This window comes from Rhodococcus koreensis (genome assembly GCF_900105905.1).
Classification (GTDB): Bacteria; Actinomycetota; Actinomycetes; order Mycobacteriales; family Mycobacteriaceae; genus Rhodococcus_F; species Rhodococcus_F koreensis.
This window is the reverse complement of sequence record NZ_FNSV01000005.1, coordinates 6,211,491-6,228,138: the sequence shown is the minus strand read 5'-3', so window position 1 is coordinate 6,228,138 and position 16,648 is coordinate 6,211,491. Positions and strand designations below refer to the sequence as shown.

The 16,648-nt window shown below is 67.3% G+C and carries 16 protein-coding genes; 1 reads left to right on the top strand and 15 read right to left on the bottom strand.

The features are described from left to right. Positions 1–62 precede the first annotated feature (62 nt). Positions 63–872 (top strand): PaaI family thioesterase, encoded by an 810-nt coding sequence (locus tag BLV94_RS32875; protein ID WP_072937111.1) that lies wholly within the window; start codon positions 63–65, stop codon positions 870–872. A 16-nt stretch (positions 873–888) separates the two neighbouring features. On the opposite strand, the gene BLV94_RS32870 is transcribed toward BLV94_RS32875, so the two are convergent. From BLV94_RS32870 to BLV94_RS32800, 15 genes are all read right to left on the bottom strand, one after another. Continuing rightward, entirely contained in the window at positions 889–2,418 is a 1,530-nt protein-coding gene (locus BLV94_RS32870) for an acyl-CoA synthetase (RefSeq protein ID WP_072937271.1), read from the bottom strand. Between the two features lie 68 nt (positions 2,419–2,486). Further along, positions 2,487–3,521: a phosphotransferase family protein gene (locus BLV94_RS32865; RefSeq protein ID WP_072937110.1), complete on the bottom strand. Its 1,035-nt coding sequence runs from the start codon at positions 3,519–3,521 to the stop codon at positions 2,487–2,489. A gap of 36 nt (positions 3,522–3,557) precedes the next feature. Next, positions 3,558–4,409: an enoyl-CoA hydratase/isomerase family protein gene (locus BLV94_RS32860; RefSeq protein ID WP_072937109.1), complete on the bottom strand. Its 852-nt coding sequence runs from the start codon at positions 4,407–4,409 to the stop codon at positions 3,558–3,560. A 5-nt stretch (positions 4,410–4,414) separates the two neighbouring features. Then, positions 4,415–5,224 (bottom strand): enoyl-CoA hydratase/isomerase family protein, encoded by an 810-nt coding sequence (locus BLV94_RS32855; RefSeq protein ID WP_072937108.1) that lies wholly within the window; start codon positions 5,222–5,224, stop codon positions 4,415–4,417. Positions 5,225–5,308: 84 nt separating this feature from the next. Beyond that, positions 5,309–6,499 (bottom strand): CaiB/BaiF CoA transferase family protein, encoded by a 1,191-nt coding sequence (locus BLV94_RS32850; RefSeq protein ID WP_072937107.1) that lies wholly within the window; start codon positions 6,497–6,499, stop codon positions 5,309–5,311. Then, positions 6,500–7,471, bottom strand: coding sequence for an EamA family transporter (locus BLV94_RS32845; RefSeq protein WP_072937106.1), 972 nt, complete (start codon positions 7,469–7,471; stop codon positions 6,500–6,502). Between the two features lie 5 nt (positions 7,472–7,476). Further along, positions 7,477–8,262 (bottom strand): enoyl-CoA hydratase-related protein, encoded by a 786-nt coding sequence (locus BLV94_RS32840; protein WP_072937270.1) that lies wholly within the window; start codon positions 8,260–8,262, stop codon positions 7,477–7,479. 116 nt (positions 8,263–8,378) lie between these two features. After that, complete coding sequence (gene menB / locus BLV94_RS32835) at positions 8,379–9,236, bottom strand: 1,4-dihydroxy-2-naphthoyl-CoA synthase (RefSeq protein ID WP_072937105.1); 858 nt, start codon at positions 9,234–9,236, stop codon at positions 8,379–8,381. 104 nt (positions 9,237–9,340) lie between these two features. After that, entirely contained in the window at positions 9,341–10,099 is a 759-nt protein-coding gene (locus BLV94_RS32830) for an SDR family NAD(P)-dependent oxidoreductase (RefSeq protein WP_072937269.1), read from the bottom strand. Positions 10,100–10,137: 38 nt separating this feature from the next. Then, entirely contained in the window at positions 10,138–11,061 is a 924-nt protein-coding gene (locus BLV94_RS32825) for a hydroxymethylglutaryl-CoA lyase (RefSeq protein ID WP_072937104.1), read from the bottom strand. Positions 11,062–11,080: 19 nt separating this feature from the next. Then, positions 11,081–12,319 carry an acetyl-CoA hydrolase/transferase family protein gene (locus BLV94_RS32820; RefSeq protein WP_072937103.1) on the bottom strand — a complete coding sequence of 413 codons (1,239 nt, stop codon included), beginning with the start codon at positions 12,317–12,319 and terminating at the stop codon, positions 11,081–11,083. After that, positions 12,319–13,512 (bottom strand): thiolase family protein, encoded by a 1,194-nt coding sequence (locus tag BLV94_RS32815; RefSeq protein WP_072937102.1) that lies wholly within the window; start codon positions 13,510–13,512, stop codon positions 12,319–12,321. The genes BLV94_RS32820 and BLV94_RS32815 overlap by 1 nt, the downstream gene beginning before the upstream one ends. Beyond that, positions 13,512–14,261, bottom strand: coding sequence for an SDR family NAD(P)-dependent oxidoreductase (locus tag BLV94_RS32810; protein ID WP_072937101.1), 750 nt, complete (start codon positions 14,259–14,261; stop codon positions 13,512–13,514). The genes BLV94_RS32815 and BLV94_RS32810 overlap by 1 nt, the downstream gene beginning before the upstream one ends. Continuing rightward, the gene (locus BLV94_RS32805; protein WP_005250871.1) at positions 14,261–15,427 is read right to left on the bottom strand and encodes an acyl-CoA dehydrogenase family protein; all 1,167 of its coding nucleotides are present in this window, start codon (positions 15,425–15,427) and stop codon (positions 14,261–14,263) included. Before BLV94_RS32805 ends, BLV94_RS32810 begins: the two co-directional genes overlap by 1 nt. A 72-nt stretch (positions 15,428–15,499) precedes the next feature. Further along, positions 15,500–16,579, bottom strand: a complete 1,080-nt coding sequence (locus tag BLV94_RS32800; RefSeq protein ID WP_072937100.1) for an acyl-CoA dehydrogenase family protein — start codon at positions 16,577–16,579, stop codon at positions 15,500–15,502. Between the last annotated feature and the right edge of the window lie 69 nt (positions 16,580–16,648).

The following is a 16,648-nucleotide window of genomic DNA, read 5'->3' as shown; positions in this document are numbered from 1 at the left end:
TCCCGGCCGGCAGGCCTTTCTCATGTGCGCCCGTAGTCCGCGCCGTATCCGCCGAGAGAGACATGACAACCGACAATCTCCAGGCACTTCCGTTCATCTCGGCGGGTGCCGAAGCACTGTTCCGTGTGGCTCCCGTGATCGGCGACGCCACGCGTGGCAAGTCTCAGATGCAGACCGGACCGTGGATGTGCGACGAACGCGGCCTTCCGTGCCGCGGCGCTCTCGGCGTCCTGATGGACGACGTTTCGGGATACCCGATCGCCGCCCGCGCCCCGGCCGGACATTGGGCCGTCACGACTGAACTTCACCTCGACTTCTCACGAAACCCGGCGCTCGACGGTTCGATCCTCCATGCGGAGAGCCGAGTCGTCACGTCCGACGCGGATGGCGGCCTTGCAACCGGCCGGGTCGTCGACGAGTCCGGGCGGGCAGTGGCCATCGCCAGCGCCCGGCTCCGGTTCGTCGCCGCGGAGATGCCGACGGCATCCGCTCCCGATGACCGACCCCCTGTCGGACCGAGCGCATCCTCGATCGTCGAACTGCTCGGCGCCCACCACCGACGGGACAACGCCGCCGCAGGGCTGGAACTGGAAGCCGCGGAATCGCACTGCAATCCGCTCGGCAACGTCCACGGCGGCATACTCCTGTGCGCCTCCGAGATCGCCGGCAACTCCGCGGTAACACCGGAGGCGGAGTTCCAGACGACCTCGATCGCCATGGCGTTCGTGCGCCCCTGCCCGGGCACCGAGCCACTCACCTTCGCTCCCCGGGTGATCTACCGTGGCCGCAGCTTCGCCGTCGTCCAGGTCGCCGCGCGCAATCGAGCCGGAAAGACCTGCACCACAGCGACGGTCACGTGTCATCGCGTGTGATCCGGACCGATGACGGTCAGTGACCGGCACCGGACATCGCACGCAATTCGTGCTTGAGCACCTTTCCGGTCGTGTTGCGCGGCAAGACGTCGACGACGCGCAGTTCGAGCGGCAACTTGTAACGCGCCAATTCGGCGCCGGCGAACTCTCGCAGTTCCTCGAGTTCCAGTCGCACACCAGGCGCCAGTACAGCGACCGCCACCACGCGCTCCCCCCATCGGTCGTCCGGGGCACCGATCACTGCGACCTCCGCAATGGACGGGTGGCCATACAACACACTTTCGACTTCCGCAGGGTAGACGTTCTCGCCACCGCTGATGATCATGTCTTTGAGCCGGTCGGCGATGTAGTAGAAGCCTTCCTCGTCCCGGTAGGCCACGTCGCCGGTGCGGAACCAGCCGTCCGGGCCGAGAGCCGCGGCGGTTGCCTCAGGCATGTTCCAGTATCCCGGGGTCACCGTGTCGCCGCGCACGCACAGTTCTCCGTGCACGCCCGGCGTCGTGAGCACGTTGCCGTCGGCGTCGATCAGCCGCACCTCGTTCAGCATGCCGGCAGTGCCGCACGACCCGAGCTTGTCGAGCGCGCGATCCGTGCCCAGGAACGTCGCACCGGTCGCGGCCTCGGTGAGACCCCAACACTGGCTCACGGGGATGCCGCGCGTCCCGTACAGGCGCAACATCGGTTCCGGGACCGGCGCTGCGCCGGCCACGATGATCCGGACACTCGACAGATCCGCCGTCGCGAAGCGCTCGTGTTGGCTGACGAACAGCATCATTGCGGGCACCATGAACAGCGATGTCACCCGGTACCGCTCGATGTCGTCGAGCAGTATGCCGGCGTCGAACTGCTCGTGAACGACGACGTGGCCACCGGCCATCAGTGTCGGAAGTGTCATGACACACATGCCGCCGGAATGGAAGAGCGGCGCCGACGTGAGCGCGACGTGCTCGGCGTTGTAGTTCACCGCCAGCATCCAATTGACGTTGCTGGTCCACAAGTTTCGGTGCGTGAGTATCGCGCCCTTCGGCCTTCCCGTCGTTCCGGAGGTGTACAGGATCAGGGCAGGAGAATCTACGTCGACGACGACTTCCTCGATGTGGGGGTGTCGCCGTCCACGGAGATCGTCGGTACCTTCCCAGCCGTCAGTACTTTCGCCGGTTCGTAGATAGCGCCGCACGCCGAGATCGGTGCGCACCTCGTCGACGGGGCCGGTGTGCGCGTCGTCAGCGATGAGCAGGCGAGCATCACTGTCCTGGATATTCTGTGCAAGTTCACTTCCTGTGAACCGGAAGTTGAGAGGCACGAAGATCGCGCCCAGTCGCGCCGTCGCGAAGAGCGCCACGAGGAAACGGCTGTGGTTGAAGCCCACGTAGGCGACACGGTCACCGGAGCGGATCTCACACCCGTACAACACATCCGCGAAGGATTCGATCTCTCGCTGCAGCGCCGCGAACGACAGGGTCTCACCGGCGAACGTCAACGCCGACCGATCTCCGTCACGCTCGGCGCGCCGACGCAGCCACGTGGCCAATCCAATCGGGTTCATCATTACTCCGTTCGACGTCGAAGGCCGGGTGCGATTCCCTTGGGCTGGTCTCCGCGGTTGCCCGTGACTCAGGCGGAGACGGTTTTCAATCCCGCCGCGCGGTGTGCGGCGTCGAGGAAGGAGCGCACCAGTGCCTCGTCGCGGTAGTACTGGTCGCCGACGCCGGCGACGGCGCGGCGCCGCCCGTATTCGTACAGGACCGCCAGTTTCCACAGGGCCAGTGCCGTGTACCAGTTCAGGTTCGACAGGTCGGCGCCGGTGGCGGCCGCGTACCGCTGAGCCAGTTCGTCCCGGGTCGGGTATCCGTCCTCGAGGACGGCCGTACCGAGGTCCTCGGTCGGTGTGCGTTCCTCCCCCTCGACGGGATACGACGCGAGGAAATAGCCGAGATCGAACAGCGGGTCGCCGATCGTCGCGAGCTCCCAGTCCAGCACTGCGGCAATGCGTCCCGGCGAGTCGGGAGCAAGGATGACGTTGCCGATGCGGTAGTCGTTGTGGATGATCGCCGCACCCGATTCGGCAGGCACGTTGGCGCCGAGCCACGCGTCGATGTCCGCGAACTCCGGCGGCGGTGTCCCGTCCTCGGCCGCGACCAGCCTGCCCATGCGGCGCAGGTGACGTTCGTTGAATCCTTCCGGGCGGCCCAGGTCGCCCAGGCCGGCGGCCTGCCAGTCCACCGCGTGCAGTGCGGCGAGCGTGTCGATCAACGCCTCCCCGATCCGGCGGCGGTCTGCCGGCGCGCTCAGCGCGGACGGGGTCTCGGTGGTGACCACCGGTCCGGCGACGTAGTCCATCACGTAGAACGGGACGTCGAGCACCTCACCGGTCTGGCCGACGGCGAGGACGTCCGCCACCGGCACGCCGCTGCCGGCGAGGCCGCCGACGAGACGGGCCTCCCGCAGCATGTCGTGGGCGCCCGGTGGAATCGGCGGAGGCGGCGGGCGGCGGACGATCACCTGACGGACCCCGTCGGACACGAGGAACGTCAGGTTGGAATGTCCGTCACCGATCCCCGCGGTCGTGAGCGGGCCCTCGGTGATCCCGCGCTCGCGCAGGAACGTCTCCAGCGCACCGAGCGTGTCGGGCGTCCATTCCCAGGTCATGCGCTCGTCTCCATCCGTGTCGTCATTCGTTGATTCCTACTGCCCTGTGAAGCGCGGCGCCCGCTTCTCCTTGAACGCCGCAAGCGCCTCCGGCATGTCGGCGCACCGGGTGAGCAGCGCCTGCCCCCGGTTCTCCAACTCCAGTGCCGCCGCATACGACGTCACTTCCTGGTTCCGTTGCAGCGCACGCTTCGACATCCGGACGCCGCCCGGCGAGTTCGATGCGATCGCCTCGGCCACCGCGACTGCCTCGTCGAACAGGTCCTCGCTCGGCACCACCCGGTTCGCCAGCCCGATTCGGGCGGCTTCCTCCGCACCGACGAAACGCGCGGTGTAGGCGATCTCCGCCGCCCGGCCGGGCCCGACGAGCCGGGTGAGCTGCCACGACGTGCCGAGCTCTCCGACGGACAGTCCGACCTTGACGAACGCCGCATTGAACTTCGCGGTGGGCGCCACGAGCCGGATGTCGCAGGCGAGCGCGAGCGACAGCCCGCCCCCGGACGCCGCACCGTGAATCGCGGCGATCACCGGGAACGGCAAGTGGTGCAGCGCTGCCAGGCCACCGGTCGCGGTCTCCTGGAATCTGAGGAACTCACGCACACCCATTTCGGTGATCACGCTGATCTCGTCCAGGTCGAAGCCCGCGCAGAACACGCGATCGCCCGCACCGCGGATGATCAGCGCCCGCGCGTCGGTGTCGCGGAGGGCGTATGCGACGGTGTTGAACTCTTCGAACATCTTCACGACCATCGAGTTCATCCGCTCGGGCCGATTGATCGTGAGGACGACGATCTTGCCGTCGAGCACCTCGAGGGTGAGGGTCTCCAGCTGCGGCGGCTCGTAGTTGCTCAGCACCGCCGTATTCTCCCGCACTTCGGTCTGCGTCATCTGGCTCACCTTCCCGTGAACTTCGGGGTGCGCTTCTCTTTGAACGCGGCCAGCGCCTCGGGCATGTCGTCGCCACGAGTGAGCAGTGCCTGCCCGCGGTTCTCGAGTTCGAGCGCCGCCGCATACGAGGACACTTCCATGTTCGCGTGGAGTGCACGCTTCGACAGCTGGACTCCGGCAGGCGAATTCGCGCTGATCAGGCGGGCCATCGCGAGCGCCTCGTCGAGCAGCGACTCGGCGGGCACGACCGCGTTGAGCAGTCCGAGGGACTCCGCCTCCACGGCCTCGATGAAGCGGCCGGTATAAGCGAATTCCGCTGCGCGTGCCGGCCCGATGAGGCGGGGCAGGTGCCACGACGCCCCCAGGTCGCCTGCGGACAGGCCGATCCGCACGAACGCCGCGTTGAACCGTGCCGCCGGCGAACCGATCCGGATGTCGGCGGCGAGGGACAGGGACAGCCCGCCACCGGCGGCCGCACCGTTGACTGCGGCGATCACCGGGACCCGGATGCTGCGGATCGCCGAGAGAGCCCGCGCGGCCAGTTCCTGCTGGTCCAGCATGCCCATCGGCGTCATCGACGACAAACCGTCGGCGTCGTCGAGGTCGAATCCGCCGCAGAACGCCTTGCCTGCGCCGGTGAGGATCACGACGCGGAGGTCGTGTTCGTGATCCAGTTGCAGCGCAACCCTCTCGAGTTCGACGAACATGGTGTTCGTCATCGAGTTCATTCGTTCGGGGCGATTCAACGTCACGACGGCGATGCCGGGTTCCGGCCGGTCGAGCGTGAACGTCTCCCATGTCGTGGGCTCGGTCACGAGGTCACTCCTTCTCAGTTCGGCGATCCCAGGTGGTCGCCGCAAGTTTTTTGGTGGTGGTCCGGACGCCGATGGTCCGGCAGGTCAGGTCTCCGCGGCGGCCTCGCGCACAGCACCCGAGCGCAGCCACTCGGCGGCACGGCCGGGGTCGATCCCCCAGTCGGTCAGGATCTCGGTGGTGTGTTCGCCCGGCATCGGCGGACGGCGATCTACTGCGGCCGCGGTGCGGCTGAAGCGCGGCGCCGGCGCCGGTTGGACGAGACCGTCGACGTCGACGAATGCCTTTCGGGCGACATGATGCGGGTGCGACGGCGCCTCGTCGACCTCGAGGACGGGCGATATGCAGGGTGTGAGTCCCTCTCCCGCCTCGAGCCATTCCGTGAGTGTGCGGCCGCGCACTGCGTCGGCGAAGACCTTCTTCATCTGCGGCCATTGCGAGCGGTCGTTCTGGTCCGGCAGGTCGTCGGGCAGTTCCAGCAACGCGACCAGGTCGGCGTAGAAGTGCGGTTCCATCGCGCCGACGGCCAGCCACTTTCCGTCTGCGGTCTCGTAGGCGTCGTAGTAGGGCGCACCGCTGTCGACGATGTTGGTGCCGCGTTCGGGGTTCCACGTTCCGGTCTGCGTGAACCCGAAGAATGGTGTGGCGAGGAGTGCGGACCCCTCGACCATCGAGGCGTCGACCACCTGTCCGAGTCCCGAGCGCTGCCTCTCGAACAGCGCCGACAGGACGCCCATCGCGAGAAGCATTCCCCCGCCGCCGAAGTCGCCGATCAGACTGAGCGGCGGGGTGGGCGGTTGGCCGTGGCGTCCGATCAACGACAGGGCACCACTGAGCGCGACGTAATTGATGTCGTGGCCGACGTGCTGAGCGAGCGGTCCGTCCTGACCGAAACCGGTCATGCGGCCGTAGATCAGCCCGGGATTACGTGCGGCGCAGTCGTCCGGTCCGATGCCGAGTCGCTCAGCGACCCCGGGTCGGAAGCCCTCGATCAAGATGTCTGCGTCCGCTACGAGAGAGAGCACCACCGCGGCGCCGTCCGGATGCTTGAGGTCGACGGCGAGCGAGCGACGTCCGCGGTGCAGCAATTCCGTCCGGAAGTCAGCATTCGGCCCCACCAGTCCCGAACCCGTGGCGCGATCCACTCGAATCACGTCGGCGCCCAGATCGGCAAGGAGCATGGCGCAGAACGGACCCGGCCCGATCGAACCGATTTCGATCACCTTCAAGCCCGACAGCGGCCCGGTGAACGAGCGTTTCGAGTCGTCCCGCACCATCTACCCACCTCCTGTCGATCTTTGGTCTGATAATAATACCTTGGAATCGTTCACGGAGGAATACCCCCGACGCCGCGGCCCGGCGTGTGCACTGACGACCAGTACGACCGAAAGCAGTACGACCGCTCCCCCGATGACGAGGACGGGCGTGACGGGCTCGGACAGGACCACCGACCCGAGCGCCACGGCCACCACCGGATTCACATACGTATGGGTGGCGACCAGCGACAGCGGGGCGTGATGCAGCAGCCACGCGTACGCGGTGAAGCCGACGATCGAGCCGAAGACCACGAGGTAGCCGAACGCGCCCCACGCGCGGAGTCCGATGTCACCGTGCAGCCGTTCCCCTGTCGCTACCGACGCGAGCGTCATGGCCGCACCGGCCGCCAGAAGCTGGTACGTCGCACTGACATACACGTCACGAGGCAGCCAGATTCGGGGCTTGATCCACGACCCGAACGACCAGGACACACTGGACAACACGATGACCGCCACGCCGACGAGCGGGAGTCCCGAGTGCTCACCACCGTGCGGCAGCACCAGGACTGCGAGACCGACCAGCCCCACACCGACGCCGGCCAATTCGAGAACCCGTGGACGGTCACCGGACAGCGTGCGGTAGATGCAGATCCACAGCGGCACCATGGCCACGAGGAGCGCCGTCACCCCGGAGGGCACGCCGTGCAGTTGGCCGACCGAGGTCAGGCCGTTTCCGCAGGCGAGTAGCAGCACGCCCAGGAACGAAGCGCCTGCCGCTTCCCGCCAGGTGAGGCGCAGCCGCCGCCGGCCACCGCGACAGGCCAGGAAGGCGGCCATCAGCAGAGCGGCAAGGAGGAACCGCGCACCCATCGAGCCGAGCGGAGGGACCTCGTCGATCACCAGGCGGATCGCGAGATAGATCGATCCCCAGATCACATAGACGAGGAAAAGGGCCAGCGCGATCGCACCCCTCCCGGCACGCCCCGACGTCACGACGCTCAGGAGAATCGCGGAGCGCGCTTCTCGAGGAAGGCGGTGATGCCCTCCTTCGCCTCTCCGTTCTCGAACAGGTCCTGCTCCTGGGCGACCTCGAACCGGAAGCCCTCCTCGAGCGGGGTGTCGAACGACGCGTCGACCGTGCGGATGACGGCGCGCTGCGCGGGCAGCGACATCGTGCACAGCTCGGCCGCGAGCGCCTGCGCTGCATCGGTGGCGGTACCGGCGTCGACGAGTCGGTCGATCAGTCCGATCGCATGCGCCTCGGCGGCGAGGACCTGCCGGGCACTCAGCATGATGTCCAGGGCGCGACCACGACCCACGAGACGCGGAAGTCGCTGCGTTCCACCGGCTCCGGGGATGAGGCCGAGCTTCACCTCGGGCAGCCCGAACTTCGCGTCCGCCCCGCCGACCCGCAGGGTGCAGGCCATTGCCAGTTCGAGGCCGCCGCCGAGTGCGAGGCCGTCCACCGCGGCGATCGAGATGCGGTCGGCGGACGCGAGTCGGTCGAGCGCCCCACGGAGTCGATCGCCGTACGCGGTGAAGGACTCCGCGTCCACGGACGACATGTGCTTGATGTCGGCGCCGGCCGCGAAGAAGCCCGGAATGTCCGAGCGGACGACGATCACCTTCACCGATCCATCGGCGTCGGCTGCGTCGAGCGCCGCGTTCAGGCCGTCGATGATCGGCAGCCCGAGCGCGTTCGCCGGCCTGCGTTGCAGCGTGATCGTCATGACGCCGGCGTCGACGTCGCTCCACGCGACTGCGGGCGTTGCGGTTTCCGACATGCACACCATCCTGTTCGGTCCAGTCCCATGTGAGCGGCGAAGTGTGCGCGGGCACACTTTGCCACTCACATGAGGTATTGACCCAACCATACTAATTGTCGGACCGAAATGGAAGATCAGGGCCGCCGCGGAAACTTCTCGAACTCGGGGCGCCGCTTCGCCTTGTACGCCTCGCGCCCTTCCTTCGCCTCCTCGGTCGAGTAGAACAGCAAATTCGCGTCGTGAGCGAGCTGCTGAATGCCGGCCATCCCGTCCTCGGCGGCATTGAAGCTCGCCTTCATCAGCCGCAGCGCGAACGGCGACAGCTGGAGCATCTCGCGGCACCACTGCACGGTTTCCCGTTCCAGGTCGGCGAGCGGGACGACGGTGTTGACCAGCCCCATCTCGCGCGCCTGCTGTGCGTCGTACTGACGGCACAGGAACCAGATCTCCTTGGCCTTCTTCACCCCGACGAGTTCGGCGAGCAATCCCGCACCGTAGCCACCGTCGAACGACCCGACCTTCGGACCGACCTGACCGAACCGGGCATTGTCCGCCGCGATGGAGAGGTCGCAGACCAGGTGCAGAATGTGGCCGCCGCCGATCGCGTAGCCGGCGACCATGGCGACCACCGGCTTCGGCAGACGCCGGATCTGGATCTGCAGATCGGTGACATGGAACCGGCCGACGCTTCCCGCCTTCCCCGGTTCGGTGAGGTAGCCGGTATCGCCGCGCACCCGCTGGTCGCCGCCGGAGCAGAACGCGTCGGGACCCTCACCGGTCAGCACGATGACGCCGACCGAGGAGTCCTCACGGGCATCGACCAGAGCCTCGGAGATTTCCATCAGCGTCTGCGGACGGAACGCGTTGCGCACCTCCGGACGGCAGATCGTGATCTTCGCGATCCCGTCGCCGCTGTGCTCGTATCGGATGTCCTCGAACTCACCGACTGCCGTCCAGGATACGAAATCCGTTGTATCACTATTGTTCGTCATGAGGCGATCATAGGCACACGCGCAAACGATCGTTATCAACGGAGCCCGCATAACGACGAAGGTGCGGCCCGGAAACGGGCCGCACCTTCCGAACGGATATGCCGTCAGGACATCGTCAGACCACCGCTGACGGACAGGGTCTGTCCGGTGACGAATTCTGCTGCATCGGAGGCGAAGTACGCCACCGCGGCACCGATGTCCTCCGCCTTCCCGAGTCGCTTCATCGGCACGGCGCGGGTCATGCCTCCGATCACCTTGTCGGCCTCCTGACCCGAGCTGTCGGCGAACTTGCGGAGCGCCGGGGTGTCGGTCGGGCCGGGGCACACGGTGTTCGCGGTGACGCCCTTGGTCGCGATTTCACGGGCGAGGGTCTTGGTGAAGGCGATGATGCCGCCCTTGGCGCCCGAGTAGACGGCCTCGAGCGACGAGCCGACGCGGCCGGCGTCCGAACCGATGTTGATGACCCGGCCGAAGCCGCGCTCCACCATGCCCGGGACGGTCGCCTGGATGACCCGCAGCTGGCCCTTGAAGTTGATGTCGAGGATCCGGTCCCAGAACGCCTCGTCGGTCTTCAGGAACGGCATGAAGTCGTCCCAGCCGGCGTTGTTGACGACGATCTCGACCGGGCCGAACTGCTCGGCGACCTGCTTCACCGCGGCCTGCACGGACGCGGTGTCAGTGACGTCGACGGGCACGGCGATCGCCTGGCCGCCGGCGTCGCGGATGCCGGCGGCGGTCTCCTCGGCGACCTCCAGGTTGAGGTCCGCTACCGCGACGCGGAAGCCCGCTGCCCCGAGGGCGTCGGAGATGCCCTTGCCGATGCCCTGTGCACCGCCGGTTACGAATGCGACTCGATTACTCATGTTCTTCTCCGTCTTGTGGTGTTCGTGGGGGAAAGCGGTCAGCGCGTGCTCGCGGCCCATTCGATGGGGCCTGCGACGATCGAGTGACTGGTGAGTTTGCGGCCGAGCACTGTCTGAGCTTCGCGCGCGGCCTCGATGACCCGCGGAAGGTCGAGACCCGTCTCGACGCCCATCTCGTGGAACATGCTCACCAGATCCTCGGTGGCGATGTTGCCCGTCGAGCCTGCCGGAACGGGGCAGCCGCCGAGCTCCCCGAAGCTCGATTCGAAGCTCGCGCAACCTGCTTCGAGTGCGGCGTACGCGTTGGCGAGGCCCTGGCCACGCGTGTTGTGGAAGTGTGCGGTCACCTCGACGCCGGGCAGCCGGTCGAGCGCCGCGGCGAAGAATTCCGACGCGTATGCCGGGTTGCACATGCCTGTGGTGTCGCCGAATCCGATCTCGGTGGCGCCGGCCTCGGCGAACCGTTCGGCGAGGTCCAGCACGCGTCCCAACTCGACCTTGCCCTCGAACGGGCAGCCGAACGACGTCGCGATCACCGCGGCGCAGTCGAGGCCCTCGGCGACGATCCGCTTGGCCATGACGTCGTTGTCGGCCATCGTCTCGTCGACGGTGCGGTTGACGTTCTTCTTGTTGTGGGTCTCCGACGCGCTGACGAAGATTGCGACCTCGTGGAACTTGTCGCGCACCTTCAGTGCGTTGTCGAGGCCCTTGCTGTTGGGGACGAGCACCATCAGTTTGGTGTCGTCGGGCACCTCGATGCGCTCGAGGACCTCGACGCCGTCGGCCAACTGCGGGATCACGTCCGGCCGCACGAAACTGGCGACCTCGATCCGGGTGAACCCTGCCCGCCCGAGGGCGTTGATCAACCGCACCTTGTCGTCGGTCGGGATGTGCTCCGGTTCGTTCTGGAAGCCGTCACGCGGTCCGACCTCCCGGATCTGGACCCGCTGCGGACGTGCCATGGCGTTGACTCCTTTCCCCTCACTCCGTTGCGGATGCAAGGTCGTACTCCTCGAGATCGAATTCCAGCCTTTCGCGGTGCTCGGGTGCCGCCACGGCGATCATGCGCCGCGCACGCTCGCCCAGGGAACATCCGCGCAGTGCCGCGGCACCGTGTTCGGTGACCACGAAGTCCACGTCGGCGCGGGCGGTGGTGACCGCGCCGTATTCCAAAGCAGTCTTGATCGTCGACTCCCCTCGCGAATCCGCGCGCATCGCGATGATCGAGCGGCCGCCGGTCATCGCCGCGGCCCGGGAGAAATCCACCTGACCCCCGACGGCACCGGCGTAGGTCGTGTTGCGCAGTTCCGCGCCGACCTGCCCGGTCAGGTCCACCTCGATCGCCGAGTTGATCGACACGAACGATCGCAGCTGCGAGAGAACCTGCGGCGCATGGGTATAGCTCGCCGGGCGGAAGGCCACCGGAAGACCGGGCAGCCGGTCGTACAGTGCCGCCGTTCCGAGCGCGGCGCCCGTCACGTGCAGCCCAGGATCGATCTCCTTACGCGCCCCGGTCAGCACGCCCCGGTCGATCAGTCGGAGCGCCGCGTCGGAGATCATGCCGGAATGCATCCCGAGGTCCTTGTGACCCTCGAGAGCGGTGAGGACGGCGGCGGGCAGCGTCCCGACGCCGATCTGGATCGTGTCTCCGTCCGCCACGAGATCGGCGACGTTCCGCGCGATCGCCCGTTCCACCGCGGCGGGCTCACGGTCCGGCGCCTCGAGCAACGGCCGGTCGGTTTCCATTACCGCGGCGAACCGCGACAACGGAATACGTGGTGCGCCCAGCGTGACGGGCATACGCCGGTTGATCTCGGCGATGAGAACCGGAGTGTGGTCGAGGGCGTCCGCGATGTAGTCGACACCGACCCCGAGCGAGCAGTTCCCGGCTGAGTCCGGCGGTGACACCTGCACGAACCCGACGTCGCACGGGAGCCGCCGTTCGGCGAACAGCCGCGGCAGTGCCCCGTAATGGCAGGGCACGACCTCGAGTCGGGCGAGGCGGCGGAGTTCGCCGAGGCCACCGTAGGAGACGACGGAGAGTTCGTCGGGCAGTTCGCTCGTCAACCGCCGATTCCAGGTCAGTCCCACAAATGCCCGCACCGGGCCGATCGACGAAACCTGGTCGAGCAGGGCGTGGACGAGCGGGGTGGGTTCCGCGCTCGTCTGGCTCCACCAGATTCCGTCGCCGGGCCGGATGTGCGGCGTCAGGTCGATCATCAGTCGATCCGCTGGATCAGGGTCGCCGTTCCCAGGCCGCCGCCGCAGCACATGGTCACCAGACCGATTTCGGCGTCACGCCGCTCGAGTTCCGCGACGATGGTGGCGATGAGCCGGGCACCGGTCGCGCCGACGGGGTGACCGAGCGCGATCGCACCGCCGTTGACGTTGACCCGGTCCATGTCGGGCTTCAGTTCCCGCTCCCAGGCCAGAACCACCGAGCTGAACGCCTCGTTGACCTCGAAGAGATCGATGTCGTTCATGCTCATTCCGTTGCGGTCGAGCAACTTCCGGGTGGCCGGGATCGGACCGGTCAGCATGATGATCGGGTCCACCCCGACGGTCGTCTGATCGAGAATCCGGGCCCGGGCCCGCAGTCCGTGCACGTCGACGGCCTCGCGGGAAGCGAGCAGCACACCGGCCGCCCCATCCGAGATCGGCGACGAACTGCCCGCCGTGATCCGGCCGTTCTCCCGGAACACCGTCTTCAGCCCGGCCAGGCTGTCCAGGCTCGTGCCGGGGCGGATGGTCTGGTCGGTGGACCGGGTCTCGCCCGCAAGATCGAGGGGGATCATCTCGGCGTCGAAACGGCCCGCCTCGATGGCCTCGGTCGCCAGACGATGGGAGCGGACGGCGAACTCGTCCATCTCCTGCCGGGAGATCTCCCACCGGTCCGCGATGAGTTCGGCACTCTCGCCCTGGTTCACGAAGTCGTACCGGTCGCGCAGCGCTTCCGGCCACGGGTCACCGTACAGTTCGGAGATCTTGGCCGGTGAGTTCATCGGCACGTGGCCCATGTGTTCGACACCGCCGGCCACGACGACGTCGTGGGTACCGGAGCCGACCAGGGCGGCGCCCATCTCGACAGCCGTCTGGGCGGATCCACAGCGGCGGTCCAGGACGACGGCCGGGACCTCCGGCGGGTAGCCGACCTGCAACCAGGCGTTGCGGCCGATGTTGCGGGACTGCTCGCCGAACGGTGCGGTGCACCCGATCACGAGGTCCTCGACCGTTGCCGGAGCCAGCCCGCTGCGGCGGATCAGTTCGGTGTACACCGCGCCGAGCATGTCGTTGGGGTGGGTGTCGCGGAACCAGCCGCGGTCGGGGTGCGACTTGCCCATGGGGGTGCGCGCTGCTTCCGCGATGATCACCTCGCGGGCGGAACGCTGGAAGGGGTTGCGCTTCTCGGCCATCAGATCACCGTCCCGCCGTCGACGGGCAGCACCTGGCCCGTGATGTACGCCGCGCCGTCGGACGCGAAGAACACGAAGCTGGACGAGATCTCGTCCGGTTCCGCCCAGCGGCCCAACGGGATCCGCGCGAGCGTCTTGGCGGCGAGCTTTTCGTTGCTCCGGATGTTCTCCGTCATCTTGGTGGCGGCGAGCGGCGCAATCGCGTTGACCGTCACCTGCTTCTTGGCGAGTTCCCGCGCCAGCGACTTCGTGAGACCGATGATGCCCGCCTTCGCGGCACCGTAGTTGGCCTGCCCGATGGTGCCCACCAGGCCGGCCGCGGAGGTCACGTTGATGATGCGCCCACTGCCGTCGGTGGGCAGGTACGGGAGGACGGCCTTGCTGCAGACGAAACTGCCGACGAGGTGAATGTCGACGATGCGGCGGAAGTCGTCTTCTTCGAGGTTCGGGAACATTGCGGGCGCGATGGCGCCGGCGTTGTTGACCAGGATGTTGAGCGTGCCGCCGTTCAGGGCGGCGGCCTGCTCCGCCGCCGCGGCGGCCGCGTCGCCGTCGCGGACGTCGAGGGCCGCGGACTTCGCCGAACCGCCGGCCGCGGTGATCTCCGCGGCCACGGCCGCAGCGGCCTCGCCGTCGACGTCGGTGACGAGCACGGCCGCGCCTGCTCGCGCGTAGGCCTGCGCGACCGAGGCACCGATGCCGCTGCCGGCACCGGTCACGAGGGCGGATTTTTCGGTGAGTTCGAACATCAGTAGCTCCTGGGAAGGCCGAGGACGTGCTCGCCGAGGTAGTTGAGAACCATCTCCTGGCTGAGCGGGGCGATCTTGGTCAGGCGGGCTTCGCGGAAGTACCGGGCCACGTGGTACTCCTCCGAGTAGCCCATGCCGCCGTGGGTCTGCAGTGCGCGGTCCGCGGCCTGGAAACCGGCGTCGGCGCAGAGATATTTGGCCATGTTGGCCTCGCGGGCGCAGGGCTTCCCGTTGTCGTAGAGCCACGTCGCCTTGCGCAGGACGAGTTCCGCGGCGTCGAGTCGGGCCAGCGAATCGGCGAGTGGGAACTGCAGTCCCTGATTCATGCCGATGGGGCGGCCGAACACCTCACGTTCGTTGGCGTACTGGACGCCGCGGCGCAGGGCGGCCCGGCCGATGCCGAGGGCCTCCGAGGCGACGAGCATGCGCTCCGGGTTGAGGCCGTCGAGGATGTACTTGAAGCCCTTGCCTTCCTCGCCGACGCGGTCCTCGACGGGGATCTCGAGGTTGTCGATGAACAATTCGTTCGACGTGACCGCGTTGCGCCCCATCTTCTTGATCGGGCGGATGTCGACCTTCGAGCGGTCCAGGTCGGTGAGGAACAGCGTCAGACCGTCCGTCTTCTTCTTCGCGTCCTCGAACTTCGTGGTGCGGGTGAGGAGAAGGATCTTCTCCGACTCCATCGCCTTGGAGATCCAGACCTTGCGGCCGTTGACGATGTATTTGTCGCCCTCACGCCGCGCGAAGGTGGTGATCCTGGTGGTGTCGAGGCCGGCGCCGGGCTCGGTGACACCGAAGCAGACGTGCAGGTCGCCGTCGACGATCCGCGGAAGGGTGCGCTGCTTGAGTTCCTCGGAGCCGTGCACGATCACCGGGTGCATTCCGAAGATCGACAGGTGCATCGAACTCGCGCCGTTCATGCCGGCGCCGGAAGCGGCGACTTCCTCCAGCAGGATCGAGGCCTCGGTGATTCCCATACCGTGCCCGCCGTACGCCTCGGGCGTGGTGATGCCGAGCCAGCCGCCCTTGGCGAACGCGTCGTAGAACTCGGTGGGGAACTCGTGCTCGCTGTCCTTCTCCACCCAGTACTGCTCGTCGAACTTGCCGGCCAGCTCTCGCACCGCATCTCGGATCGTCGCCTGATCCTCGGTCAGATCAAAGTCCACAGCACGTCCCGTCGTCGTTGGTTCCGTTTGGACTTAAGTTACTAAAGGACAGACCAAAAAGTCAACGGCGAATCACCCGGCGGCGGGCAACAGGGGCAGATCCCGCGCCAGGCGCTCGTTCCACACGCCCGGGCCCCCGAACAACTTCTCGTCGAGCTTGGCGCGCTTGTAGTAGAGGTGCAGATCGTGTTCCCACGTGTAGCCGATCGCGCCGTGCATCACGAGGGCGCTGTCCGCCGCCTGCACCGCATTTCGCGGCACCTGCGCCTTGGCGACCGCGGCGTGGATTGCACGGTCGGCGAGGCCGAGATCGACCGACGCCGCGGCGTAGTAGGCGATGGAACGTCCTGCCTCGACGGAGACGAGAATGCCTGCCGCAGCGTGCTTCACAGCCTGGAACGACCCGATCGGGACGCCGAACTGCTGGCGCTGCTTGCTGTAATCCACTGCGAGCCGCAGCATGCGGTCCATCGCCCCGAGCGAGTCGGTGGCCACCAGCACGGCCGCTCGCAGCCCCGCGTCCTCGAGCGCGGTGGCGGCTTCGACGTCGAGGCGTTGTCCGGCGGCGTTGTCGAACCGGACGTCCGCGGCCGCGCGGGACGGGTCGAGGAGGCGCCGCGGTTCGACCGCGACGCCGGGGTCGTCGACGCGCACAAGATACAGAGCGGCGGTTCCGTCGGGGTCCGTCGCGGGGACGACCAGTAGTTTTGCCCGTTCGGCGCCGAGCACCGTCGCGACGCGACCGGTCAGTGCGCCGGTCTCGTCGACGCGCACCGAGTCGGCGAGACCGAACGGACGGGTCGCGTCGACGGCAACCGCGGCGAACCCACCTCCGGCCAGCACGTCGGAGGCGACGTCGACGGGCAGCATAGGTGCCGCGAGAACCGACGCGGTCCAGGCACTCGACGGAGCGGCGTACCGGCCCAGCGCCTCGGCAGTCAATGCCAGTTCGAGCAGACCACCGCCCTGACCACCGATTTTCTCGTCGAGACCGGCGGCGAACCAGCCCTCCTCGACGAATTTCTGCTCAAATTCGGCAGGATCTCCCGATTCACCCCACTTGCGGACATTCGCCGGAGCGGCGAACCGTCCGAGCCAGCCGTCGAGGGCTTCGGTGAACATTTCCTGCTCTTCTGACAGTTCCCAGCGCATACAACTGGTCCTCTCGATGAGACGAAGAATAGGCTGCAAGACAAGTGCAGCGAGAACTCAATGGTATAT

What these genes read in the sequence shown, in the direction of transcription:
- BLV94_RS32875 (WP_072937111.1), top strand. Translation starts at nt 63, where the DNA reads ATGACAACCGACAATCTCCAGGCACTTCCGTTCATCTCGGCGGGTGCC.
- BLV94_RS32870 (WP_072937271.1), bottom strand. Translation starts at nt 2,418, where the DNA reads ATGAACCCGATTGGATTGGCCACGTGGCTGCGTCGGCGCGCCGAGCGT.
- BLV94_RS32865 (WP_072937110.1), bottom strand. Translation starts at nt 3,521, where the DNA reads ATGACCTGGGAATGGACGCCCGACACGCTCGGTGCGCTGGAGACGTTC.
- BLV94_RS32860 (WP_072937109.1), bottom strand. Translation starts at nt 4,409, where the DNA reads ATGACGCAGACCGAAGTGCGGGAGAATACGGCGGTGCTGAGCAACTAC.
- BLV94_RS32850 (WP_072937107.1), bottom strand. Translation starts at nt 6,499, where the DNA reads ATGGTGCGGGACGACTCGAAACGCTCGTTCACCGGGCCGCTGTCGGGC.
- BLV94_RS32840 (WP_072937270.1), bottom strand. Translation starts at nt 8,262, where the DNA reads ATGTCGGAAACCGCAACGCCCGCAGTCGCGTGGAGCGACGTCGACGCC.
- menB (WP_072937105.1), bottom strand. Translation starts at nt 9,236, where the DNA reads ATGACGAACAATAGTGATACAACGGATTTCGTATCCTGGACGGCAGTC.
- BLV94_RS32830 (WP_072937269.1), bottom strand. Translation starts at nt 10,099, where the DNA reads ATGAGTAATCGAGTCGCATTCGTAACCGGCGGTGCACAGGGCATCGGC.
- BLV94_RS32825 (WP_072937104.1), bottom strand. Translation starts at nt 11,061, where the DNA reads ATGGCACGTCCGCAGCGGGTCCAGATCCGGGAGGTCGGACCGCGTGAC.
- BLV94_RS32820 (WP_072937103.1), bottom strand. Translation starts at nt 12,319, where the DNA reads ATGATCGACCTGACGCCGCACATCCGGCCCGGCGACGGAATCTGGTGG.
- BLV94_RS32815 (WP_072937102.1), bottom strand. Translation starts at nt 13,512, where the DNA reads ATGGCCGAGAAGCGCAACCCCTTCCAGCGTTCCGCCCGCGAGGTGATC.
- BLV94_RS32810 (WP_072937101.1), bottom strand. Translation starts at nt 14,261, where the DNA reads ATGTTCGAACTCACCGAAAAATCCGCCCTCGTGACCGGTGCCGGCAGC.
- BLV94_RS32800 (WP_072937100.1), bottom strand. Translation starts at nt 16,579, where the DNA reads ATGCGCTGGGAACTGTCAGAAGAGCAGGAAATGTTCACCGAAGCCCTC.